This is a genomic window from Pseudooceanicola marinus, from assembly GCF_002786295.1.
Classification (GTDB): domain Bacteria; phylum Pseudomonadota; class Alphaproteobacteria; order Rhodobacterales; family Rhodobacteraceae; genus Pseudooceanicola; species Pseudooceanicola marinus.
The window spans coordinates 261,005-282,505 of sequence record NZ_PGTC01000018.1; the positions used below are offsets into that span (position 1 = coordinate 261,005).

General features: G+C 67.8%; 21 protein-coding genes. 8 read left to right on the forward strand and 13 right to left on the reverse strand.

Annotated elements, in window-relative coordinates:
* Position 1: 1 nt before the first annotated feature.
* The 3 genes from CVM50_RS15300 to CVM50_RS15310 are packed head-to-tail and all read right to left on the reverse strand — an operon-like array spanning position 2 to position 2,882.
* Entirely contained in the window at positions 2 to 799 is a 798-nt protein-coding gene (locus tag CVM50_RS15300; protein ID WP_085888306.1) for an FMN-binding protein, read from the reverse strand.
* Entirely contained in the window at positions 787 to 1,608 is an 822-nt protein-coding gene (locus CVM50_RS15305; RefSeq protein WP_085888307.1) for an RnfABCDGE type electron transport complex subunit D, read from the reverse strand. The genes CVM50_RS15300 and CVM50_RS15305 overlap by 13 nt, the downstream gene beginning before the upstream one ends.
* Positions 1,605 to 2,882, reverse strand: a complete 1,278-nt coding sequence (locus CVM50_RS15310; protein ID WP_085888308.1) for a Na(+)-translocating NADH-quinone reductase subunit A — start codon at positions 2,880 to 2,882, stop codon at positions 1,605 to 1,607. The genes CVM50_RS15305 and CVM50_RS15310 overlap by 4 nt, the downstream gene beginning before the upstream one ends.
* Before the next feature lie 224 nt (positions 2,883 to 3,106).
* Between CVM50_RS15310 and CVM50_RS15315 the strand changes: the two genes are divergently transcribed.
* Positions 3,107 to 4,279, forward strand: a complete 1,173-nt coding sequence (locus tag CVM50_RS15315) for a cytochrome c3 family protein (protein ID WP_085888309.1) — start codon at positions 3,107 to 3,109, stop codon at positions 4,277 to 4,279.
* 66 nt (positions 4,280 to 4,345) lie between these two features.
* Here the strand turns inward: CVM50_RS15315 and CVM50_RS15320 are convergent, their stop codons facing one another.
* Positions 4,346 to 5,812 (reverse strand): alpha/beta hydrolase, encoded by a 1,467-nt coding sequence (locus CVM50_RS15320; RefSeq protein WP_232618262.1) that lies wholly within the window; start codon positions 5,810 to 5,812, stop codon positions 4,346 to 4,348.
* Positions 5,813 to 6,147: 335 nt separating this feature from the next.
* Between CVM50_RS15320 and CVM50_RS15325 the strand changes: the two genes are divergently transcribed.
* The 6 genes from CVM50_RS15325 to CVM50_RS15350 all read left to right on the forward strand — a co-directional run bounded on the left by CVM50_RS15325 (position 6,148) and on the right by CVM50_RS15350 (position 10,756).
* Positions 6,148 to 6,594 carry an STAS domain-containing protein gene (locus CVM50_RS15325; protein WP_085888311.1) on the forward strand — a complete coding sequence of 149 codons (447 nt, stop codon included), beginning with the start codon at positions 6,148 to 6,150 and terminating at the stop codon, positions 6,592 to 6,594.
* Positions 6,595 to 6,657: 63 nt separating this feature from the next.
* Positions 6,658 to 6,861, forward strand: a complete 204-nt coding sequence (locus CVM50_RS15330) for a DUF1127 domain-containing protein (protein ID WP_085888312.1) — start codon at positions 6,658 to 6,660, stop codon at positions 6,859 to 6,861.
* Positions 6,862 to 6,996: 135 nt separating this feature from the next.
* The gene (locus tag CVM50_RS15335) at positions 6,997 to 7,296 is read left to right on the forward strand and encodes a hypothetical protein (protein WP_085888313.1); all 300 of its coding nucleotides are present in this window, start codon (positions 6,997 to 6,999) and stop codon (positions 7,294 to 7,296) included.
* Positions 7,297 to 7,435: 139 nt separating this feature from the next.
* Positions 7,436 to 8,386 (forward strand): helix-turn-helix domain-containing protein, encoded by a 951-nt coding sequence (locus CVM50_RS15340; protein ID WP_085888314.1) that lies wholly within the window; start codon positions 7,436 to 7,438, stop codon positions 8,384 to 8,386.
* A gap of 185 nt (positions 8,387 to 8,571) precedes the next feature.
* Positions 8,572 to 10,089, forward strand: a complete 1,518-nt coding sequence (gene adh / locus CVM50_RS15345; RefSeq protein WP_085888315.1) for an aldehyde dehydrogenase — start codon at positions 8,572 to 8,574, stop codon at positions 10,087 to 10,089.
* Between the two features lie 331 nt (positions 10,090 to 10,420).
* Entirely contained in the window at positions 10,421 to 10,756 is a 336-nt protein-coding gene (locus CVM50_RS15350) for a cupin domain-containing protein (RefSeq protein ID WP_268808208.1), read from the forward strand.
* 48 nt (positions 10,757 to 10,804) lie between these two features.
* Here CVM50_RS15350 and CVM50_RS15355 read toward each other — a convergent pair whose 3' ends face one another.
* From CVM50_RS15355 to CVM50_RS15395, 9 genes are all read right to left on the reverse strand, one after another.
* Positions 10,805 to 11,866: a metallophosphoesterase family protein gene (locus tag CVM50_RS15355; protein ID WP_085888316.1), complete on the reverse strand. Its 1,062-nt coding sequence runs from the start codon at positions 11,864 to 11,866 to the stop codon at positions 10,805 to 10,807.
* A 39-nt stretch (positions 11,867 to 11,905) separates the two neighbouring features.
* Positions 11,906 to 12,421 (reverse strand): helix-turn-helix transcriptional regulator, encoded by a 516-nt coding sequence (locus CVM50_RS15360; RefSeq protein ID WP_085888317.1) that lies wholly within the window; start codon positions 12,419 to 12,421, stop codon positions 11,906 to 11,908.
* On the reverse strand, positions 12,418 to 13,059 hold the full coding sequence (locus CVM50_RS15365; RefSeq protein ID WP_085888318.1) for a cytochrome b/b6 domain-containing protein: 642 nt from the start codon (positions 13,057 to 13,059) through the stop codon (positions 12,418 to 12,420). The genes CVM50_RS15360 and CVM50_RS15365 overlap by 4 nt, the downstream gene beginning before the upstream one ends.
* Complete coding sequence (locus CVM50_RS15370) at positions 13,052 to 13,309, reverse strand: PepSY domain-containing protein (RefSeq protein WP_085888319.1); 258 nt, start codon at positions 13,307 to 13,309, stop codon at positions 13,052 to 13,054. The genes CVM50_RS15365 and CVM50_RS15370 overlap by 8 nt, the downstream gene beginning before the upstream one ends.
* Positions 13,310 to 13,484: 175 nt before the next feature.
* The gene (locus CVM50_RS15375) at positions 13,485 to 15,029 is read right to left on the reverse strand and encodes a hypothetical protein (protein ID WP_085888320.1); all 1,545 of its coding nucleotides are present in this window, start codon (positions 15,027 to 15,029) and stop codon (positions 13,485 to 13,487) included.
* A 17-nt stretch (positions 15,030 to 15,046) separates the two neighbouring features.
* Positions 15,047 to 15,295, reverse strand: coding sequence for a hypothetical protein (locus tag CVM50_RS15380; RefSeq protein ID WP_085888321.1), 249 nt, complete (start codon positions 15,293 to 15,295; stop codon positions 15,047 to 15,049).
* Positions 15,296 to 15,394: 99 nt separating this feature from the next.
* Positions 15,395 to 15,901: a DUF805 domain-containing protein gene (locus tag CVM50_RS15385; RefSeq protein WP_085888322.1), complete on the reverse strand. Its 507-nt coding sequence runs from the start codon at positions 15,899 to 15,901 to the stop codon at positions 15,395 to 15,397.
* Positions 15,898 to 17,271: a toxin-antitoxin system YwqK family antitoxin gene (locus CVM50_RS15390; protein WP_085888323.1), complete on the reverse strand. Its 1,374-nt coding sequence runs from the start codon at positions 17,269 to 17,271 to the stop codon at positions 15,898 to 15,900. Before CVM50_RS15390 ends, CVM50_RS15385 begins: the two co-directional genes overlap by 4 nt.
* Positions 17,268 to 19,400, reverse strand: coding sequence for a hypothetical protein (locus CVM50_RS15395; protein ID WP_143515609.1), 2,133 nt, complete (start codon positions 19,398 to 19,400; stop codon positions 17,268 to 17,270). Before CVM50_RS15395 ends, CVM50_RS15390 begins: the two co-directional genes overlap by 4 nt.
* A gap of 100 nt (positions 19,401 to 19,500) precedes the next feature.
* Between CVM50_RS15395 and CVM50_RS15400 the strand changes: the two genes are divergently transcribed.
* On the forward strand, positions 19,501 to 21,369 hold the full coding sequence (locus tag CVM50_RS15400; RefSeq protein ID WP_085888325.1) for a DUF2207 domain-containing protein: 1,869 nt from the start codon (positions 19,501 to 19,503) through the stop codon (positions 21,367 to 21,369).
* Positions 21,370 to 21,501 lie beyond the last annotated feature (132 nt).

Below are 21,501 nucleotides of genomic sequence, written 5' to 3' on the forward strand. Positions count from 1 at the left end.
CTCAGAACTCCCCGCGCCGGACGGCCTCGATCAGGGGGCCATAGCCCTGCTCGCCCAGCCAGAAGCGGATGATGCGCGTCATGGCCGAGGAGGTGCGGGTGGCACCGGTGATCCCGTCGACCTCATATTCAGTCGAGGCCGGGCCGCGGGCGACGGCGAAACGGATCTCGCCGCTGTCATCCGTGGTTTCCACCCCGTTGAAAGACGCCTGCCAGGCCGGTTCCTCGATCCGGGCGCCGAGGCCGGGGGTTTCGGACTGGCCGGTGATCGTCAGCCCGGCGATGGTGTGCATGTCGCCCTTCAACGCCAGGATGCCGTCGATGCGCCCGTTGTAGCCCTGCCCGCTGAACGGCAGCAGCAGCAGGGAGACCTCGCCCTCGCTGCGCAGCAGGTAGATCTGCGCATAGTCGGGGCGCTGCACGAGGCCCGCGATATCCTCGCCCGGCTCCAGCACCGTCCAGTTGCCGGCATCGGCCAGGGTGGTTTCCAGCGTCGCCGGGCTCACCTCGGTCGCCGCGCGCCCGGTGTCCAGGTCGATCACCACCGTCGACAGGGCCCCGCCCGATTGTTCAAGCAGCGTCGACATGCCGGGGATGCCCGCCACCAGCGCCGACAGCCGCGCCTGTTCCTCGGCGGCGCGGTTGGCCGCCTGGATCGGGCGCAGGACGACGGTGGCGCCGCTGACCATCACCGCGCAGCAGGCGGAGACCAGGAAGGCCACCAGCACGGTCTTGGTCCGGCTTTCATTCGGCAGGGCCAGCAGGCGACGCCAGGCCGAGAAAGGGTTCAGGTCAGCCAAGATGTGTCCTCCGTCTTGCGCGCCAGCGCGCGATGGCGTCTTGCGCGCCAAAGCGCGATGGCGGCTTCGTCCAGGATGGGGGCGGCGAGAGAGGCCAGAAGGGCGGCGGAAACGGTGATCTGCACCGGCGCCCCGCCGTCCCAGCCGGTGGCGAACAGCGCGATCAGCGCGCCGTAAAGCAGGCCGTTGCCCCAGCGACCGGGCCGCGTGGCGGCGCTGGCGACGGGATCGCAGACTAGCAGGACCAGCCCGATCCAGGCCACCGGCAGCACCTTTTCCAGACTCGCGGGCCAGGCCCCGCCCGGGATCGCCCAGGCCAACAGCGCCGCCAGCAGCGCCCCCGCGATGATGCGCCCCGATATCACGCCCAGCAGGATCCCCAGCCCCGCCGCCGGGATCGCCGCCCAGGCAACCGGCAGCACGAAGTCAGGCCAGGGCGCCGCCGGGAAGCCGAAGCCAAGGAAGGCCAGGGTGATCGTCGCCGGATTGACGACATTGCGCCCCCAGCCGCCGAAGACCAGCTCCCCCATCACGGTGCCGAAGCTGATGCCCATGACCAGGCGGAAGATCCCCAGATCCTCGGGCGCCAGCATGGCCACGGCCAAAGCCGTCAGGGCGCCGGCAAAGCTGGGGGGCTGGGCCCGGGCCAGCATGAAGATCAGGTGCCAGAGGCCGGAGACCAGCAGGGTCAGCGCCAGCCGGCCCGCCGCCTCGACCCCGCCGTACCACAGCCAGGCCAGCGCCAGCGGCATCAGCGCCGCCAGCAGCAGCAGGGCCACGGTTTCACGATCCCAGATGCCGCGCATCATGCACCCTCCTCCGCCGCGATCCGATCGAGCGCCCCACGCAGGAGCGCCGACAGGCGCGGCTCGGCCCCGGTGACATAATCAGCCAGGGCCAAATCCTCTTCCAGCAGGGTCAGCCCGCCCAGCTTCGCCAAGGTCTCGTCATCGCCGGCCGACAGGGCCCGCAGCAGCGCGACGGCCGGCAGGGCCCCGCCAAGCGCCTGTTCCAGCGCGGCCGTGGGGATCAGCGGCACGGGCCGCGCGGCCCGGCTGAGCGCGTTGCGGAACCAGTGGCCCCGGGGCGCGCCATGGTGATGGGTCATCACCGACAGCTGCCGGTCCCGCGGCGCCAGCCAGACCGCCCTGTGCCCGTCCAGCGCCGAGCCCGACACCAGGTCATGCGGCCCCGGCACGGTCAGCCCGTGGCACAGCCCGGCCAGATGCGCCCCGTCCTGGCAACGCAGCAGCCGCGCCTCGCTCAGGGCCGGGCCGGTCACCGAAACGGTGCGCAGCGCGGGGCGCAGGCCGGTCTCCAGCAGCGTACCGAGGTCGGCCACATCCTCGGCGTGGATGTCCCAGACCGGCGCGGCGACGGACGCGGGGTGATGATGGTGCAACTGGTGTCCCGCCAGGCCCTGCGGGTGTCGCGGGCCGCTGCGCAGCAGGCGCAGCCGCCCTTCGACCGCGCCCGGCCCAGCCAGCGCGGGGCCGGAGCGCTGACACAGGTAGACAGGCCCCTCGGTCAGGTGACCAAGGGCGGCGAGCCCCCACATCAGATCCTCCCCGCGCGCCTCCAGCATCGCCAGCGGGTCGGGCGCCAGGGGACGGCTGTCCGCGGCCATGACGAGAATGGCCGCCGGTTTGGCGTCGGGCGCGGGCATCCGGCCGAAAGGCCGGGCGCGGAACTGTCGCCATAGCCCGCTGTCCTGCAGCAGGGCCCGCAGCGCGCTGCCGTCGCCCGCCCCGGCCGCCTCGGTGTCGTGGCGGCGCATGTCTCCGCCCGCATCGCGGAACAGAACGATCTCATGCAGCTGTCGCCCCGGGCCGAGGTGCACCTTCGCCACGCGGCCGGGCATCGGCGCGACAAGGGCGATCTCCGGATGGTCCCGCAGGCGGGCCACGGGCGCGCCACCGGCCACGGCCTCGCCTTCCCGCACGACCATGTCGACACGCAGGTGTTCACGGTGCTGCGGCACGACCGCAGCCTCCTCCGTCCAATGCTCCACCGGCTCACCGCCTGTCAGCGGCGCCGAACGCACATTCGGACTAAGCCCTGCCTGCATGAGCTGCGACAGCATTGTCTCTCCTACCTGCATTCACCCTTGGGACAGGTTTCTGCCAAATTACGCACCACGTCCACAAAACCCTGACAATTCCGCGCGATAATTAAAAAGTGCTTTTGCAACATATATTTGAATGAGAGTTTTTTCGCCACATTCACGTTCATGTCATTGCCCGAACGCTATCCCAAGGTATCATCGGATCCGTAGCCTAATTGATAGCCAACTGCCGGGGAAAACCAATGCGTGGGAAATTTATTACCGTTTCATCGGTCCTCGCCCTGCTGTTCGCCTGTTTCCTGACGGGAACGCCGAGCGCAGAGGCACAGGACTCATCCGCCCCCTCCGGCGAGGAGGCGATCACGCCCTTCCTGCTGCCGGACGCCGGCCCGTTCGAGCCGAAATCCCTGGGCGAACAGAACACCGCCGCGATCACCGCCTGGCTGAAGGGCGGCCATGCGGATGCCACCGCCGAGGCCTTCACGCATTGGGATGACGAAGGCGCGGTGCCGCCCAACTGTTCGGTCTGTCACGCAGGCGCCGGCTTCCGCAGCTTCCACGGGCTGGATGGTAGCGAACCGGGCCTGCCCGAAGCGCCCATTCCCGCCGGTGGCGTCGTGGATTGCGAGACCTGTCACAACGACGGCCTCGCCTCGATTTCGGAACTGACCCTGCCGTCGGGCGTCGTGCATCCCGTCGTGGGCGTCGAAGCCGCCTGCATGACCTGCCACCAGGGACGCGCCGCCGGGGTGACGGTGGAAAATGCGACGGCGTCGAAACCCGATGACACCGTCGACGCAGAGCTGCGGTTCGTGAACCCGCACTATGCCACCGCCGCCGCCAGCTGGCTGGGCGGCTACGGGGGCGCGGGCTATCACTACCCGGGCAAGACCTACTCGGGCCGCTTCTTCCATGCCCGCCCGGTGGCCTCCTGCGTGTCCTGCCACAACCCGCACAGCCTGGAGGTGAAGGTCGAGACCTGCGCCACCTGCCACGATGCCGAAACCCCGGAGGCGATCCGCATCCGCAAGCAAAGCTATGACGGCTCCGGCAACCTGTCGGTTGGCATCCGCTCGGACATCGCGGCCAATGCGCAGTTGCTGATGGAAACGCTGGTGACCTACACCGGCGAGGTCGCGGGCACCGCGCTGGTCTTTGAGCCGCACTATCCCTACTTCTTCGCCGACGCCAATGGCGACGGGGTGGCCGACCAGGTGGACGGCAGCAGTGTCAATTATGCCGCCTGGACGCCGCGCTCGCTGAAGGCGGCCTACAACTGGAAGCTGGTCACCGCAGATCCGGGCATCTACGCGCATAATCCGCACTACGCCCTGGAACTGCTCTACGACTCGATCGAGGACCTCGCCGGCGCCACCGACAGTGTCGACTTCGACAGCCTGAATATCCTGCGCTGACGCGCGCGCAGGGCCGCCGGATGAAAGGCGCCGTCCCTCGGGGCGGCGCCTTTTCCTTGTCCGCTCTCAGATTCCGGTCTCCTGCAGGAAACTGCGGATCTGCGCCATGCAGACCGCCCAGGCCGGTTCATAATCCACCAGCACGTGGTTGCGGCTGTCCAGCGGGACGAACCGTGCCCCCGGGATGCTGCGGGCGATCAGGCGCCCCTGTTCAACCGGGATCCGCTGGTCCTGCGTCGCATGCAGCACGATGGTCGGCGCCTGCACCTGGTCCAGCCGGTCGCGCACGTCGATGTCGCCGAAAGCTTCCTGGAACCGCGCCGCATTGGCGGCGGAGGTCGTCTGGCGCTGGAAGGCATCGAACCATTTCAGGTCGTCCGGCGTCGCGTCGGGCATGAAGGTCTGCGAGAAGATATGGCGATAGGCGGGATTGTCCGTGCCCCAGCCCAGCTCGGTCAACTGCCGAACCGCCTCGCGCCGGGCGATCTCCTCGGGGCTGGCATGGTGGCGCCAGCCGATGGCATAGGCGCCGATCAGGATCAGCCTTGACACCCGATCGGGGTGGCGCACGGCATATTCGATGCAGACCGCCGCGCCCTGGGAAATCCCCAGAAGCGGGAACCGCTCCAGCCTCAGCTTGTCGACCACCGCCTCCAGGTCATCCACGAAGGCCGTCAGGTCCAGCCGCTCCACGTGCCAGTCCGACAGGCCGCAGCCGCGCTCGTCGTAGCGCACGAAACTGCGGTCGCGGGCGATGTCGGCAAAACAGGCGCCCCAGATGGGGGTATCCCAGTCATGTTCGATATGGGTCAGCCAATTCGCCGCCTTCACCAGCGGCGGCCCGTCGCCGACGGTGGCATAGGCGATCTTGGTGCCGTCGCGCACTTGGCAGAAGCCGATCTTCTGGTCGCGCAGATGCGCCCGGCGATCGGCCGCCTCGAAGGCCCCCGGCCCGGCGGGACTCGATGTGGCCGGACCGCCCGTCTCCGGCGTGGTGACGGATGGTCCATCGGGCGCGGCGGCGGCGTCTTCCGCCTCCGGGTCGGCCCGCTGCCACAGGCGCCGCCACTTCGCGGCAGCCGCGCGGGTGGCCTGCGGATGCCGGGCAAGGCGGCGCAGGACCTCGATCCGATCCGCTTCGGCATCATCGCGCTCCGCCATCAGCCAGCTGTCGAAGACCTCGTCCCCGGCACCGTCCAGCCCGTCCAGCAGCACACCGGTCATCTGCGCGGCGGCGGCCTCCAATTCGGTCAGGCTCATGGCCGAGGGGCCTTCGCGCAGGCGCGCGCGCAGATCACGTAGATCTACAGCCACGCCTTCGCCGCAGAACGCGACACGTTCCCGGTCCGCCAGGATATGCGGCGCCCCTGGTCGATCCACGACCTTGCGCAGCTTGCTCAGGGCCCAACGCAGGGCCGCCTTGGGATCATCGGGCAGGTCCCAGAACATCTCGCACAATCGTTCACGGCGATGTGGCCGGTCGGTGGTCACCAGGAAGGCCAGAAGCGCCCGCGCCTTGCGCGACGCGGGCAACGGGACGGGCCCGTTGCCGTCACTGACTGTCAGCTCCCCAAAAAGAGATATTTTAAATTCATTAATTTCATTCATTGGCGCACCATCCGTTTGGCTTCGGAAAATGGCAATCGCATTTGAATGGCATCAGGCCCGAAACACCCTGAAACCACCCTGATCAGGCCAGAAAACAACGCTGATGACAACGTTCGCCACCACGGTCGGCGGGCAAGGCAATCCAACCCAAAGGTATAGACTTAAATCAGGCTAGGATTGCAGGCCGCTCTTCTCCACCCTCCTTGCTTCACTGGGCGCCGAGCGCGCCCTGGCGCGGGGCTACATTCAGGGACTTTATTATGAATAGTTATTTCGACAGCATCGATGGTCTTTGCATCCTGCATCTGGAGGGCCGGATCGATGCCACCCAGACCGGCACGCTCTGCGATCACCTGGTGCACAGGATCCGCGACGGTGACCGGCGCCTGATCGTGGTCTGCGCTCCGGGGGTGGAATTTGCCCGCCCCGCGGTGCGCGGCCTGATCGTCGCCGCCACGTTGATCCGCGCGGCCCGGGGACAGTTCCGCCTGGTGGCAGAGGCCGAGCTGGCAGGCTGGCTGCACCGTGTCAGCATGCGCCACCTTCTGCCCCTTGCCCCGGACCTGGAAACCGCGCTGGCGGCGATGGGCACGGCTGGCGGCCCGCCCCAGAGGCCTGCAACCGAAAAAGCGGCGGCGCCTGCCCCGTCCGCGGCCGCGAACCACCCCCGTCGCCCCGCGACCAACGCCCGGGTCATGGCCCGCTGATCCCCCGGGGCCACGGATTTCATCCCCCACGCATTTCCCAGCACATTTCCAGGAGACAAACAGATGCTCACCCAGCTTTTCTTCGGCGGCTTCGTATCCGGCATGACCCGGCCGACCCCGCGCCTCGGTCCCGATCACAGTCCGCGCTCGCCTCTGGCCACGCAACAGGACTACCGGCGCCTGCACGACCTGCCCGATTACCTGCTGGAGGATATCGGCCTGACCCGGCACGACCTGCCGCCGCGTCGCTGGTTCGGCCTGATCTAGGATCGCCTGCCGATCCTGCCAGGCCAGATGCCCCGCACCGGCCTGGCTCCCCCCTTGCCACTGCCGCCTAACCCGTTGGCCCCGATCCGCTGCCCCGACGCGGATCGCTTCCTTCCGCAATTCGAGAGATGTCCGATGCCATCCCCTGTTTCCAGCGCGACCCTGCGCGCCACGATGCACTCCCATCCCCGCAACCGGATGCCGCCCACCACCACGCCCAAGGCGGCCAATCTGCCCGCCCAGCCCGACGCGGCCCGCGCCCGCCTCGACCGCCCTCGGCCGCGCCATCTTCGCCTATACCAGCACCTGCCCGACCGCGACGCTGCGCCGCTGGCGCGCCTGCTGGAGGCCGCTGCGGGCCCCGGTGACCGGACGCGCCTGCAGCAAGGCAGCAATCGCCACATCCACTTCGGCCTGATCGACAAGGCCGGCTGACGCGATACCCCTGTGCCTCGGTCGCCGTTACCCTGTCGCAAACTGGGTCTTGCCAGCCGCGCGGCGGCCCGGTCATACTCTAACCTCGGGTCGCCCGGCGGACAGCCGGGCCACCCGGGAGGAAGGGAGGAGGCGCCCGATGACCGGCCGTGACCACGACCATGTGACCCGCGTGATGCGGACCGTCAGCTGTGACGCCTCCGCCGCGCGCTCTCGCCTTGCCGCCTCCTGGCAACGGTCCTTCGCCCATCACCGCCTGGATCCGGCCGCCGCCCCACCGCAGGACCGCGACACCACGCGCCTGGCCGAACAGGAGGAAATGCTGGGCCGGCTGCTGCATGTCGCCAGCCCCCGCCTGGACGAGCTGTTCTCCACCATTGGCCAAAGCGGCCACGGCGTCTTCATGACCGATGCGCGCGGGCTGATCCTGCGGGCGCGGCAACGGGCGGCGGACGAGGCGGATTTCATCCGCTCCGGCCTGGTCGCGGGCGGCGACTGGAGCGAGGAGGCCCAGGGCACCAACGGCATCGGCACCTGCCTGGCCGAGAAACGCCCCCTGATCATCCACCGCGACCAGCACTACCTGGCGCGCAATATTGCCATGAGCTGCATCGATGCGCCGGTCTTCGATCACGAAGGTACGCTGATCGCGGCCCTGGACGTGTCCTCGCCCCGCGCCGAAAGCGACGGGTTCAACCAGCTCATCGGCGCCATGGTCAGCGGCATTGCCAGCAAGATCGAGATCGACCTCTTCCGCGACATCCACAGCGACCGCCAGATCGTCCTGGTCGGCGATGACCGCGCCGGCACCGCCCTGCTGGCGGTGGATCGCGACGGGCTGGTCGTGGGCGCCACGCGCAGCGCGCGGATCGGCTGTGGCCTGGCACGTCAGGGCGCCCTGCGCCCGGTGCCCCTGCGCGACGTTCTGGGGGAGACCTCTGAAGGGCTGTCGGGCGCCGAGAAGGCCGCGCTGACCCGCGCCCTGGCGCGCGCCAACGGCAATGTCTCCGCCGCGGCCCGCGCGCTCGGCATCGGGCGCGCGACGCTCTACCGCCGTATGAAACGGCTGGGCATTTCCGGCGCGGACTGACCCCGACGCCCCGCATCTCGCAGCTGCAACATGGCCGCCCGCCGCAAGGTGTCTCACCGCTGAGACAGTTTTGCCCCATCCCCCGCTTTGCCCCCGCTGACAATGCCGTCCCCAGAATGCCAGATCTTCTTCACCGGCGCCGAGGAGGGTGCCGGAGGAATTCCGACAGACGGAGGAGACCTGTCATGAACGAGATGAGCCAACCCGACCTGAGCCGCACCTCACCCTTCCAGAGCCGCTACGACAACTTCATCGGCGGGCGGTTCACCGCACCCGTCAGCGGCACCTATTTCGACAACGTGACGCCGATCACCGGCGAGGTGGTCTGCCAGGTGGCCCGCTCCGGCGCGGCCGACGTGGACCTGGCGCTGGACGCCGCCCATCTGGCGAAGGACGCCTGGGGCCGCACCTCGGCCACCGAACGCGCCAACACCCTGTTGAAAATCGCCGACCGACTGGAGGAGAACCTGGACCTGCTGGCCCGGGCCGAGACCTGGGACAACGGCAAGCCGATCCGCGAGACGACCCTGGCCGACATTCCCCTGGCGGTAGACCACTTCCGCTACTTCGCCGGTGTGCTGCGCGCCCAGGAAGGCAACATGTCCGAGATCGACGCGGATACCGTGGCCTACCACTACCATGAGCCCCTGGGCGTCGTCGGCCAGATCATCCCGTGGAACTTCTCGATCCTTATGGCGGCGTGGAAACTGGCGCCCGCCCTGGCCGCCGGCAACTGCATCGTGCTGAAACCCGCCGAACAGACGCCCGCCGCGATCATGGTGCTGATGGACCTGATCCAGGATCTGCTGCCCGCCGGCGTGCTGAACATCGTCAACGGCTTCGGCGGCGAGGTGGGCGCGGCCCTGGCCAGTTCACCGCGGATCGCCAAGATCGCCTTCACCGGCTCGACCGAGACGGGCCGCAAGATCATGCAGGCCGCGACCGAGAACCTGATCCCCGTCACGCTGGAACTGGGCGGCAAGTCCCCCAACATCTTCTTCAGCGATGTCATGGCGGAGGATGACGCCTTCCTTGACAAGGCGGTCGAGGGCTTCGTCCTCTTTGCCTTCAACCAGGGTGAGGTCTGCACCTGCCCGTCGCGCGCCCTGATCCAGGAAGACATCTACGAGGAGTTCATCAAGCGTGCCATCGCCCGGGTTGAGGCCATCGTGCGTGGCGACCCGCGCGACATGGACACCATGGTGGGCGCCCAGGCGAGCCGCGAGCAGCAGGAGAAGATCCTCTCCTACCTGACCATCGGGGTCGAGGAAGGCGCCGAGGTGCTGACGGGCGGCAAGGCCGCGCAGGTCGAAGGACTGGATGGCGGCTACTATATCGAGCCGACGATCCTGAAGGGCCACAACAAGATGCGCGTCTTCCAGGAAGAAATCTTCGGACCCGTCGTCTCGGTCTGTACCTTCAAGGACGAGGAAGAGGCACTGGCGATCGCCAATGACACGATGTACGGCCTCGGCGCCGGTGTCTGGACCCGCGATGCCAGCCGCTGCTACCGCGTGGGCCGCGCCATTCAGGCGGGCCGGGTCTGGGTGAACAACTACCACGCCTACCCCGCCCATGCGGCCTTCGGCGGCTACAAGCAATCGGGCATCGGGCGCGAGAACCACAAGATGATGCTGGACCACTACCAGCAGACCAAGAACATCCTGATGTCCTACAACCCCAACAAGCTGGGCTTCTTCTAAGGCCAGCGCCCGCGTCGTCCCGCTGGCGCGGTCCGGAAACCGGGGGTCGCCGTTCCATCTCGCCCCCGGTGCCGGGCCCGGTCCAAGACCGGCGGGATGATCAAGCCGGGCCCTCCCCTCGTCCCGGGGGCGAGGGTGCGGCCTTGGGATTGCGCATCGCCCCCTCCCTGCGATGCGCGGCGCGCCCGGCCCCGCCCCGGGCCGGACGCGCCCGGACAGGCCGTCCTGTCTCCAAACTCCCGGTCGGCCTGGCCGGAACGCGAAAGACCGGCGCCGGGCGCCGGTCTTTCTTTTTCCCAGGCCGATGAACCGGGCCGCACCTCCGGCGCCCATGTCACCTTCGAGCCCGGTGACCGTACCGCCTGGCACCCCCAACCCGGCGGGCCAGACCATCCTCATCACCTACGGTCGTGGCTGGGTTCAGCGTGAAGGTGGCCCGATCGAGGAAATATCCAAGGGCGACGTGGTCTTCTTCCCCGCCGGCGAGAAGCACTGGCACGGCGCCACCCCCGAGAACGCCATGAACCACATCGCCATCCAGGACAGCACCGACGGCTCCCCCGTCACCTGGATGCAAAAAGGTCACCGACGAAGAGTATGGCGCCTGAGCGCCCCTGGCCGGGCCAGCGGGTCTAGACGCCTTCCGGCAGGGTCCGGGGCCAGCTAGTCCCGGACCCTTTTCATGTCTGCCCCTTTCCGGCGACCAGCCCCACGCTCAGGCGTCCTGCCCGCGCGCGCGACAGGGGATCACGCCGCTGTCCAGGTCCTCACCGTCACCTGCCGACAGGAAATCCCAACCCAGACTGTCCTGACCCAGTGTCAACCGCAGCAGCCCGGTTTCCCCGAAGACGGCGCGCGCGGTGCTGGCCTTTGTGGGTGTGGCGTGGCTCGTCTCCCCGCCGACGCCAATGGTGAAACCGATCAGCCCCTCGGGCGCCGGCTGCCCCACCGCATCCAGGGGCCGCGTGCGCTCGTAGAAGTGGTTGTGTCCGTTCAGCACGGCGGTTGCCCCGGCCTCCTCCAGCCGCGCAAAGAGCGCCCGCGCCGCCTCGCTGCCCGAGCGGTCCCGCAGCGACCAGGCGGGTTTGTGGAAATAGGCCAGGACGCAGGCATCGGGGTGCGCTGCCAGCTGGGCATCCAGCCAGGCGCGCTGCGCCGAGCCCTCGTCGGCATCGTCTTCCGAGTTCAGCGACAGCAACAGCCAGTTGCGCCAGCTCAGCGCATAGTGGCCCGTGCGGTCCGCGCCCGCTTGTTGTCCCCAATACTCATAATATCCGTTGGCGCCCGGCACCCGATACTCATGATTGCCCGGCGTCGGCAGCAGGCGTGGCACCAGCGCGCCCCAAAGCGGATCGAAACAGGTGTCGAACTCGGCCCGCGTGCCGCGATGGTAGGCCAGGTCCCCCAGTCCCAGGACCAGGTCGTCGGGATAGCGGTCAGCCAGGGCGGCGGTCTGCAATGCCCCGGCCCCGTCTCGATCCACTTCGACCGGCAGGCCCAGGTCGTAGGTCAGCGCGGGCCAGACCTGTCCCAGGGTATCCTCGCGCCCGCATTCGGCCACGTCGCCCGCGGCCAGAAGGGTCAGCTCGTCGCCCTGCCCGGCCACCTGGTCCAGCACCTGCTGCGGCGTTGCGCGGTCATCGCGGGCGGGGAAATCGCCAAGGATGGCGGCCTGGGCCTCATCCGCGCCGAAGCGGAACACCTGCTGCTCCCCGGCGGTCAGCACCAGCAACAGCGCGACGGCCACGCCGAGGGTCCGAAGTATCTTGCGTTTCATGATCGTCCTTTCGGCCGGAGGGATCCGGTCCGTCATCCATCAACTTGGGTCGGGGTCCAGCAGGTCCTCGACGAACCAGGAGGCGAACTGTGCCCGCCCGCTGACCCCGGCCTTGGCATAGATCCGTGTCAGCTGTGCCCGCACCGTGCCCTGGGCCGCGCCGCGGATCTCGGCGATGCCCGCCACGTCCAGCCCCTTCAGCGCCAGCAGCCCCACGTCGCGTTCCGCCGGCGTCAGTTTCCAGGCATCGAACTGGTCCTCGATCACCTGCGCCAGCGATCCACGCGCCGTGTCCAGGGCGCGTTCCTGCTGCCGCATCTGCGCCAGGGTCCGACGCAATTGCCAGACCCCCATGACCACGCCCAGGATCAGCGCCAGCGCCACCAGCGACTCGAAGATGCTGTGCGGGGCGGCCGGATCCTCGGCCAGGTCGGCCAGGGCATCGGCCACGAAGAACAGCGCCGCCATGGTCTGAAGGACCACGGTGACCGCCAGCGCGGCGGAGAAGCGGCGCGCGCTGCGGGGCCCGCGGGAAGGGACGGCGCCGGAGGTCATCCCCGGCGCGATCCCGTCAGCATGGGACGCAGGAGGTTGCGACGCAGGGCACGACTTTCGACCGCCACCCCGGCCACGTGGGCCGCCACCAGCAGAAGCAACAGATTGGCCAGCATCTCATGCATCTCCTCGGTGATCTCCTTGATCTCGCCATTCTCCGCCCTGTCGTCGGCAGAGGCAAGCACCGACCAGTCCCCTGCGGCCACGGCGGCCTTTTCCTCGGCGAGGGTCACGGGGCTGCGGGCATCGGTCATCACCAGACCGGTGGCGGAAATCAGCGCCAGGCAGGCCCAGAGCGCATAGACCATGAGCGCCCCCGCCGGATTGTGCGAGCGGTGTTCGCGCGGGCGACCGCGCAGCAGCGTCTTCAGGTGGCGTAGAGCCGCGCGCGGCGCGGGCGGGAAGGCCGAGAACCGCGCCTCTGCCGGCCCGATGAGCCCCCAGAGCAGGCGGATCGCCAGCACGGCCAGCACCATCCAGCCGACCCAGACATGAAGCGCCGAGCCACCCTCATCCAGCACAGCGTTCAGCAGCACGGCCAGGGCGATCAGCCAGTGGGTCACCCGCACCAGCGGGTCCCAGGGATCGGGCGGCGCGACGGCCCCGCCCTCCTCCGCCGGCTGGCGGGCGTCAGTCATCCGCCTTCACCTTGGCCACCTGACCGCTTTGCGGGTCGATGTAGATCTCCCACTTCCGCATCTCGGCGTCATGGCACTTGGCCTCGATCTTGCCGTCCTCGGCCTCGAACCGGGGCGCCATGCAGCCAGCGGCCTCCAGCGCGGTGGTGGCGGAGGCGGGATCGGTGCCGACCATGTCACCGACGGCCGGCAGGGCGGCGGCAGCCAGCGGGGCCAGCACCAGGGCACAGGTGGTCACGAGCAGTTTCATGTCAGGGATCCTTTCCTTGGAGACCGGCGGCAGGGCGCCCCGGCTGATCCGCAGAAAGTCCCTCCCCGTGGGTGGGGTCGATTGCACGCACGCTGCTTTTGCCCACCCTAAGCGCCTGCTTATGCCCGTTTGGGCGCAGCGCGCTCAGGGACGGAGGCCTCGGCGAGGTGCCTCCTCAGCGACCGTACTCGCGTGGTGCGAAAGTGATTTCACGACGCACCTGCGGCTGTTCGGCAGGGCGGGCCAGTCGGAGGTGAATGGCTTGCGGGGCGGTTTCGGTGTCCAGGACCAGCGTCTGCCCCTCGGGGTGCTCGGCCGCGAACATGCGGACCTGGCTTTCCGCGGGTGACAGCCAGTCTGGACCGCGATCATGAGCGTAGAGCGCGGCCTGACCCGAAATCTCCTCCGGCACCGACCATGTGATCAGGTCATCCTTCTGCCCGCTGTAGCGCAGGATGTAGGTGCCGGGCCTGTCGCCGGGATGCAGTTGGGCCCGCAGGCCGTTGCTGTCGACAGACGCGCGCCCGTCCTCGTCCGCCGTCATCTCGATGACCTGCGTCGTCGAGGGATACCAGGCGACCTCGGCGGTCATGCGGGACATCTGGTCCAACATGACGGGGCCGATCACGTTCGGCGTCACGAGGGCGGCAGACCGCAGGCTGTCGGGGTAGCCGAAATCCGGTTGCGCATAGACCGTGCCGATATGTGTGCGGAGATCGACCGGCTCTCCGGCCTCATCGAACAGGCGCAGGTCGTTGAAGGTCATCCTGCCGGCCTGAATGAAGCTCTCCATCTCGGCAGGAATGGCCAGAAGGGCGGGCGCGCCGTAGAATTCGAAGGTCGCCTCGTCTCCGAACATCTGGTCCTCGGTGGCGGGGGGCAGATCCGTGGGCGCCATCACCTTCTCGATGTCACGGGGCCACCGGCTGCCTTCGGGCGCAAAGCTTTCCTCGCCGTCGGTCAGTGGCGTCAGCACGGTGGTGCGGCGCGAAGGCAGCTTCTGGCCATTGAGCGTCAGCGTCGTTTCGCGGGTGACCACCTGACGGATCACCCATCCCTCGGCACGATCCAGAACGGCGAGCCCGGCGATGCGGTGGCCGCGCGTGCGCCACGGGCGGGGATCGTCGGCGTCGGGGGGCGTGTCGGGGCCGGTACCGCCCGTGAAGGCGACGCGCACCTCGTCTTCGGTCACCGCCGTCACGCGCACCTCCACGTCCTCATAGCTGCCCAGTTCCGGCAGGGTGGTCGACCAACCTTCCTCGGCCTGAACCGTGATCGGGAAGGCGGGGCTGGCGAAGGGATCGGACAGGGCGGCGTGCAGCTGAGCGGCCTTGTCACCTGCCCCCTGCTCCACGTCAGGCGCGGCGCTGGTGACGGTGCGGGCCGTATCGTCGCCTGAGATCACCGTGTCATAACCGGCGCGTTGCAGAGCAGTCAGCGCGTCTGACCACTGTCCCGGCGAGGACGAGCTTGCGTATTGGTCATCCTCCCGCAGTTCGACGCGCGTGGGGATCGTATGAACCCCGTCTTCCGTCGCCGTCACGTCCAAATATGTGTCGAGATACCGGCCATAGAGCGCGTCGTAGGCCAGCGGGCGTGCCTCGTCGCCAACCGAGAGGCTGTAGCTTCGCGTGCTGTCCGGGGCGGGCTGGAAGATCACCGGTTCGGCAAGGGCGGTGCCGGCCCAGAGCAGTGGTGAAATCAGGAGGAGTGTGCGCATGGGAAGTCCTTTCATGTTCAGCCGAAATCACCGCTGATCCACATCCAGAGAAGAGCGGCCACCCCTGCCAACGTCAGCAGCAGGTAAGCGCCCACCACCGGCGCGACGATCAGCCATAGCAGGCCATAGAGAAACGAATGGCGGCGAAAGAACGGGCGTCGTTGCCCGTCCTTGTGCGCGACGGCCAGGGCGACGACGCCGATCACCGCGATCGCCTGCCAGCCGAGAAGCAGGAGGGTCAGCCCACCTTGTGCGACAGGGATCATGTCGGCCTGCAGATCGGGTGCAGGATGTCGGCCGTCAGCCGGTCCCGAGCGGCGGCAGCTGTGCCGAGGCTGGCTGGTACGCCCGTTGGCATCAGAGCACTACGCATCCGCTACCCCCTCGCCGTCCTGCGGTGCGGGACCGAAGCGATTGTCCTGCGGATCGCCCTTTCGCGCCAGCAGCACGACGAGCCAGATCGTCGAGACAAGCGACACCACAGGAAACCCCAGCAGGATGGTGTAAAGCCAGCCTTCGGAGTTGGTGACAGTGGGGATCTCCGCCATCGGCTGCGCGGTCAGGCCGCGAATGGCGAAGGCCCCGACGAGGAAGATCAGCGACGCGACGCCTGGCAACAGCAGCCACCAGCCGCGCCGATCCACATCGTGCAGACGCCGCCATCCGGCAGATGTTACCGGAAGGAAGGTGACGACGGTAAGGAACAAGCCAAGGGGATGCCGCCCGTCGAAGAGCATGTAATCCAGTGTCCCGGTGACCCAGGTCGCGATGACCAGGGCGAGCACGAAGAACCAGTATTCCGCGCGGGAGGCCCGGCCGCCGAAGCGGACGAACTTGCGCAGGCACGTTCGGATGGCCCGACCGAACGTCATTCCGGGACCACCGGCAGGTCGGTTCGTGTCAGTGTTCCGTCCTGCCACAGATCGCGCAGGACCGGGCGACCGTCCTGATAGTACGTGGTGTAGCCGTCGCGCACACCGTCGCGCCAGGCCTGCACCTCGTCCACCGCGCCATCGGGGGCGAAGAGGTAATGCAGTCCGTCCTCCTCGCCCATGTCGTAGTGGATGACCTCGACCGGATGGCCATCCGCACCCGTGATGGTCCAGCGCCCGTCGCGCTTGTCCTCGACATAGCTGCCGGAGTGGAGGTCCTCCAGGTTGCCGGATATCTCCTGCCACAGGCCGGTCTTCTGGCCCATGTCATATTGCCCCACTTCGAGTATCTCACCACCGGAGCCAAAGGTTTCATACGGCCCGTCCAGCGTTCCGGCGGCATAGGTCACGCGCATGCGCACCTTTCCGTCCTGGCCCAGAGTGCGTTGTTCGCCGTCCAGCCGTCCCTTTGCGTCGTAGGTCTCCAGCTCCACGAAAGGCGTCGTCTCTTCGCGCCGCCATTCGCCGACACGCTTCCCGTGGTCGTACATGCCCCGGTCCAGAACCCTGCCTTTCCACGTCCGGGTGAACAATCCATGTGGCTGGTTGTCGACATAGGTGACGCGGGTCACGTCGCCCTGGATCGGGTCCGTGCTGATGTAGAGGCCCTGCATCTGGCCGTCGATCACCTCGGACCGGTCGATCAGCTCTCCGTTCAGGCTTCGCGTGGTCAGGCGGTAACCCTCGGCCTTGATGTCGGTTTCGGTGAAATTCCCCTGGTATTCCGTCAGCTTCTCGCCTTCGCCATGGCCGTCGATCTGCACGGGTTCGCGCAAGGAGATCAGCGTCTTCTCCTTCCAGCGCCGTTCCCGCACGAAGACGCCGGCGTCGGTATATTCCGTCTCGCGCGTCAGTACGCCGTCGCGCGTCCAGCGGCGTGACAGACCTACCTCGCGGCCTTCGTCGAAATGCCGCACCGCGCGCAGAGCGCCCGAGGGCCAGAATGCCTCGCGCGTGCCGGAGGGCTGTCCCATGTCATAGGTGCCCTGCATGGTCAGGTTGCCGTCACGATCATAGTCGCGGAAGGCTCCGTCGCGCTCTCCGTCCGTCCAATGAACTTCGGCGGCAAGCTGGCCGTTCTCGTGGAACTTTCGCTCGACTCCATCGATGCGGCCCGCCTTGTAGAACGCTTCCTCCCGCAGCTGGCCCGAGGGATAGTAGGAGCGCCAGGGACCATCCAGCTTGCCCTCGCTGCGCGTGATCTCCCCTGCCAGGGTGCCGTCGTCGTAGTATTGCTTCTGCAGGCCATCGGGCGCCTGGGCCAGGGCGGGCGTCGCGATACAGATCAGCAGAGCTGCCGTGCGGATCATTGCGGCGCCTCCTCCGGCACGGGAAGGTCGGGGAAGGTCACGGTGAAGCTGCGGGTGAAGGGATCAGGGCGGCTGACGGCGCGCAGGATGCGGGCGGGCCTGCCTGCAACCCGCAGCGTTCCGTCGGGGAAGATTGCCCACTTGATCCTGTCGGACAGCGCCAGACCCCGGCCGTTAGGCGTGGTCAGCGCCAGCGCGTCGCCGTGCGCGTCCACGAAGCGGATCTGGTCCATCAGCTGCGCGTAGGTCAGATCGGGCGAGATATCCAGCGCCTCGGCGTCGATCTGCCACGGGTGGTCGGGATCGGGCTGCACCTCCGTCTCCTCCCACGTCACGGTAGCATCGCAGGTCAGAGTCACGTCCTGCGTGCCGTGTTCGTAAAAATGGGTGCGGGTGCCATCAGGCGACTGCATCCGCAACAGGCGGGTGCCGCCATAGCCGTCGGAGTTCGGCGTGACCTCGGCGAAGACCGCCTCCGTTTGCGGCAACGCGAACTCCGCGGAGCAGCGTGCGGCCTGAAGGGTGCCCATGCGGAAGTGCAGCGCGGCGGCGTCCAGCCCCTCCGGGCGCACGTCATCCAGCGAGGGCGGCGGCGCGCCCTTGAAGAGCAGCACCTTGTCGGGGGCCCGGTCAGGGTCCATGCGGCGCCCGTGATCGGTCAGGAACGCCATCTCGCGCGTCACGGCAGGGGTGTCCGGGTGACGGATCACCCGCACCGACAGGGTGGGCATGGGGGCATCGGTCTTAAGTGCCACAAGCACGCTGCTGTATTGGGGAGAGGCGATGCGGCGGGCAAGGCTTTCGGCGGGCGTCAGCCAATCCGGCCCGCGATCGGCGGCATAGATCATGCTGCCCGCCTCGGTGCCTTCGTCGACGGCCCACATGAAGTCGTCGCCCTGACGCCCCGTCACGATCAGGTCGTAGCCCTCGTCGGTGGGAGAGAGCCGCGCGGTGGCGCCGTTCTTTGTCACCTCGGCATGGCCGGTCTCGTCTGGGGTCAGCGTCATCGTGAAGGGGGACGCCGGATACCACGCCACGGTCGCGCGGATCTCGGTCGCATCCAGCACATCCGGCAGGATCTGCGTCTGCTCCGTGGGGATCAGGGTCGTGGAGGTGAAGGTCGGATCACCGTCTTCCTCATGATAGTTCGGCAGGGTGATCGACGGCAGGGCCAGCATCGGCATATCCACCGGCTGCTCGCCCCGGAACACCTGCGGGTCGCTGACCACCAGGCGCCCGGTGCTGGGCATTTTCTCATGCAGATGGGTGAAATCCAGCGACGGAAGGTCGTTCTCCAGCCGCACGCGGCCCTGATCGTGGGCAAAGATATCGGCCTCGGTCGGCAGCGGCTCCACGGCGGAGAGGCCATCGGACACGGGATGCCAGTCGGGGCGCTCATAGGTGTAGTCGGCATGGATGGGGAAAGGATAGTCCTCCGGTGCCATCGCAAGGGTGGTGCGCAGGGTCGTGCCGTCATCGGCGGTCTGGTCGGTGGTCATGACGACGCGGCGCAGCCAGCCCTCCTCACGATCCAGCACCGCAAGCCCCGCGAGGCGAAACGACGCATCATCGCCCGCATAGCTCAGGAAGACGCTGTCGTCCGTGACGTGAGTGACGGTCACGGTCACGTCCGGCACGCCCGAGAACTCCGCGATGGTCGTGCTCCACCCCGTCTTGGCCTCAAGGCGCGCGGGGGGCAGGACGGCACCGAACTGCTGGCTCATTCCCGTCATCACCTCCTGCGGGACATCTGCGGTCCCGTGGGGCGTGACGTCTGTGATGACCCCGGCCTTCAGCATGGCGTCAAATCCATCCGTCATGGCCTGCCGCATCGTGTCGGGCAGCGGCCCCTGCGTGCCGTAGGTTTCGCCGGCCACCACCGTCTGAAACCACAGTGGCAGGATATGCAGCGTTTGGGCGTCGGTGACCTCCATCCGGGTCAGCGACGAGATACGCTGCGTGCCATAGCTATAGTCCGGTGGTTCCCCCTCGCGCCCGGGGCGAACCGACATCTCCATCCGCCATGTGCGCGCCGCGCCCGGCTGTGGATCGAAGGTGACCGTTTCCGCAGCTGCGGCACTAGCGAAAATCGCAAGGATCGGGCCGAAGCCAAGTGTTCGATATGTCATGCGTCCCCCTGTGGCTGGGTGCGAAGTTAACAGACAGGTTTCTGATGTGAACCCAAGTCATTGGTTGTGCTCGGAATATTGCCGGTCATAGAATGGCGGCATGCTTTTTCCATTCCGTACCCTCTCCGCCCTTCTCCTCATCCTTTTGTCCGCAGCATCGCTTCACGCGGATGAACGCATCCGCAGCTTCATCAGTGAAATCACGATAGACGACGCCGGCGGGCTGCAGGTGATCGAGACGCTGGACGTGCAGGCCGAAGGGCAGCGCATCCGCCACGGCATCTTCCGGGACCTGCCGTTGACAAAGGACGGGATCCGCTGGGGCGGGTTCGATCTGGTCGAGGCCACGATGGATGGCGCACCGGTGGACACCCGCATCCAACGCCGGGACGGGATGATCCGCATCTACCTGGGGGATGAGGATACGGTCGTCAGCCCGGGCGAGCACCGTTTCCGCCTGCGCTACGACGTGGAGCGGCAGGTCCGGTTCCTTGACGATCATGACGAACTTTACTGGAACGTCACAGGCAACGCCTGGGCCTTCCGTATCGACAGGGCCGCTGCCCGGATCAGCCTGCCCGACGGGGCCGTGGCCACGGAGGTCGAAACGTTCACCGGCCCCCTGGGATCGCGGGAACAGGACGCCTTCGAACAGATCGAGGACGGCGGAGGCACAGTCTATGTCATGGCCGACGGCGCGCTGGACTGGCACGAGGGCCTGACCACGGCCATCGCCTTTCCCACCGGCATCGTGACCCGCCCCTCGGTCATTGACCGCATCCTTTTCACGTTCCGTGACCGTCCTGCCGACATGATCGCCCTGTTCGGCACCCTGCTTCTGGGGGCTGCGCTGTGGCTGATCTGGCGGCGCAAGGGCAAGGACGCGCCGCTGGGTCGCATCCGTCTCCGCAGCACCCCGCCCGAGGGGATTTCGCCTGCGCTGGCCCAATATATCCGCGCGAACGGCGGGGTGACCAATTCCGCGATGGTGGCGGCGACGATCAACCTGGGCGTCAAGGGCTTCGTCGTCATTTCGCAAAACGACACCACATGGTCGGTCACACGGACCGGGAAGACCAATGACGGCACCCTGCCTGTGGGCGAGGCCGCGATCCTGACGTACCTGGACGAACTGGAGGAGCCACTCGTCATATCCCCCGACAATCGCAAGGCTGTCCTTGCCCTGCTGGATGTGTTCTCCGCGGTGATGCGGGACGAACACGGCGAAACCTTCCACATTTCACATGCCAACTGGATCTTTCTGGCCGGTGTTGGCGGCTATGGGCTGGCATTTGCGATCATGTGGCAGGCGCTGGCCGGGCAAACCTGGCTTCTGCACATCATGCCGGCGCTTCCGCTTGCCATTCCGCTTCTGACGGCGCTGGTCGGCGGCACCCTGCGGGACGTCGCGCTGATGCTGGGCATCGCATTGGGCATCTCTTGCCTCATGTGGCTGATCTTCGGTGCGCTGGCAGGGGCGCTCGGCCTGCTGTCGGGGGCGGGCCTGATCGCCTTGCCGGTGATCTTTGCCGTCTTCGCCGCGCGCATCGGCCTGACAACGGCCACCGGACGGGCCCACAAGATCGAGATCGAGGGCTTTCGCCGCTACCTTTCCGCGGCCCGCCTCAAGGGCCGTTCCCGCCGCAACGCCCGCCGCCGGTTCGAGGCCTTCCTGCCCTATGCCATCGCTCTTGGCGTGGAAAAGCAATTCGCCGGGGCCTACGAAGACGCCCTCACGCGCGCCATGTCCCGCGGGCGCGTGCCGACCCATGTCTGGATGCCGCCCTGGTATCACGGCACGAATATGAACGGTGGATCCTTCGGCGGCGGGATCTCGGCGGCGTGCCAGGCAATGACGAGTGGCGTCAACGCCTGCACCACGTCCGGCTCGGGCTCCGGTTCCTCCGGCTTTTCCGGCGGTGGCTTCTCCGGCGGCGGCGGAGGGGGCGGCGGCGGCGGGGGCTGGTAAGCCGGAGGTCGCCATCGTCTTGCGGCGTCAAGCCGGGCCATGGCGCAGTGCCACATCGCAGGTCCAAATGGTCGCCTGAGCAAACCTTGGCGCAAGCCACAGCGAAAGCCCGCTTCCCGCCCTTCCTGCCCG

Excerpts from the sequence above, each read along its gene's own strand:
- CVM50_RS15385 (WP_085888322.1), bottom strand. The coding sequence starts at position 15,901 with ATGACGTTCGGTCGGGCCATCCGAACGTGCCTGCGCAAGTTCGTCCGC.
- CVM50_RS15400 (WP_085888325.1), top strand. The coding sequence starts at position 19,501 with ATGCTTTTTCCATTCCGTACCCTCTCCGCCCTTCTCCTCATCCTTTTG.
- CVM50_RS15380 (WP_085888321.1), bottom strand. The coding sequence starts at position 15,295 with ATGATCCCTGTCGCACAAGGTGGGCTGACCCTCCTGCTTCTCGGCTGG.
- CVM50_RS15325 (WP_085888311.1), top strand. The coding sequence starts at position 6,148 with ATGAATAGTTATTTCGACAGCATCGATGGTCTTTGCATCCTGCATCTG.
- CVM50_RS15315 (WP_085888309.1), top strand. The coding sequence starts at position 3,107 with ATGCGTGGGAAATTTATTACCGTTTCATCGGTCCTCGCCCTGCTGTTC.
- CVM50_RS15335 (WP_085888313.1), top strand. The coding sequence starts at position 6,997 with ATGCCATCCCCTGTTTCCAGCGCGACCCTGCGCGCCACGATGCACTCC.
- CVM50_RS15360 (WP_085888317.1), bottom strand. The coding sequence starts at position 12,421 with ATGACCTCCGGCGCCGTCCCTTCCCGCGGGCCCCGCAGCGCGCGCCGC.
- CVM50_RS15395 (WP_143515609.1), bottom strand. The coding sequence starts at position 19,400 with ATGACATATCGAACACTTGGCTTCGGCCCGATCCTTGCGATTTTCGCT.
- CVM50_RS15305 (WP_085888307.1), bottom strand. The coding sequence starts at position 1,608 with ATGATGCGCGGCATCTGGGATCGTGAAACCGTGGCCCTGCTGCTGCTG.
- CVM50_RS15340 (WP_085888314.1), top strand. The coding sequence starts at position 7,436 with ATGACCGGCCGTGACCACGACCATGTGACCCGCGTGATGCGGACCGTC.
- CVM50_RS15370 (WP_085888319.1), bottom strand. The coding sequence starts at position 13,309 with ATGAAACTGCTCGTGACCACCTGTGCCCTGGTGCTGGCCCCGCTGGCT.
- CVM50_RS15310 (WP_085888308.1), bottom strand. The coding sequence starts at position 2,882 with ATGCTGTCGCAGCTCATGCAGGCAGGGCTTAGTCCGAATGTGCGTTCG.
- CVM50_RS15375 (WP_085888320.1), bottom strand. The coding sequence starts at position 15,029 with ATGCGCACACTCCTCCTGATTTCACCACTGCTCTGGGCCGGCACCGCC.
- CVM50_RS15365 (WP_085888318.1), bottom strand. The coding sequence starts at position 13,059 with ATGACTGACGCCCGCCAGCCGGCGGAGGAGGGCGGGGCCGTCGCGCCG.
- CVM50_RS15355 (WP_085888316.1), bottom strand. The coding sequence starts at position 11,866 with ATGAAACGCAAGATACTTCGGACCCTCGGCGTGGCCGTCGCGCTGTTG.
- CVM50_RS15330 (WP_085888312.1), top strand. The coding sequence starts at position 6,658 with ATGCTCACCCAGCTTTTCTTCGGCGGCTTCGTATCCGGCATGACCCGG.
- CVM50_RS15350 (WP_268808208.1), top strand. The coding sequence starts at position 10,421 with ATGTCACCTTCGAGCCCGGTGACCGTACCGCCTGGCACCCCCAACCCG.
- CVM50_RS15390 (WP_085888323.1), bottom strand. The coding sequence starts at position 17,271 with ATGATCCGCACGGCAGCTCTGCTGATCTGTATCGCGACGCCCGCCCTG.
- adh (WP_085888315.1), top strand. The coding sequence starts at position 8,572 with ATGAACGAGATGAGCCAACCCGACCTGAGCCGCACCTCACCCTTCCAG.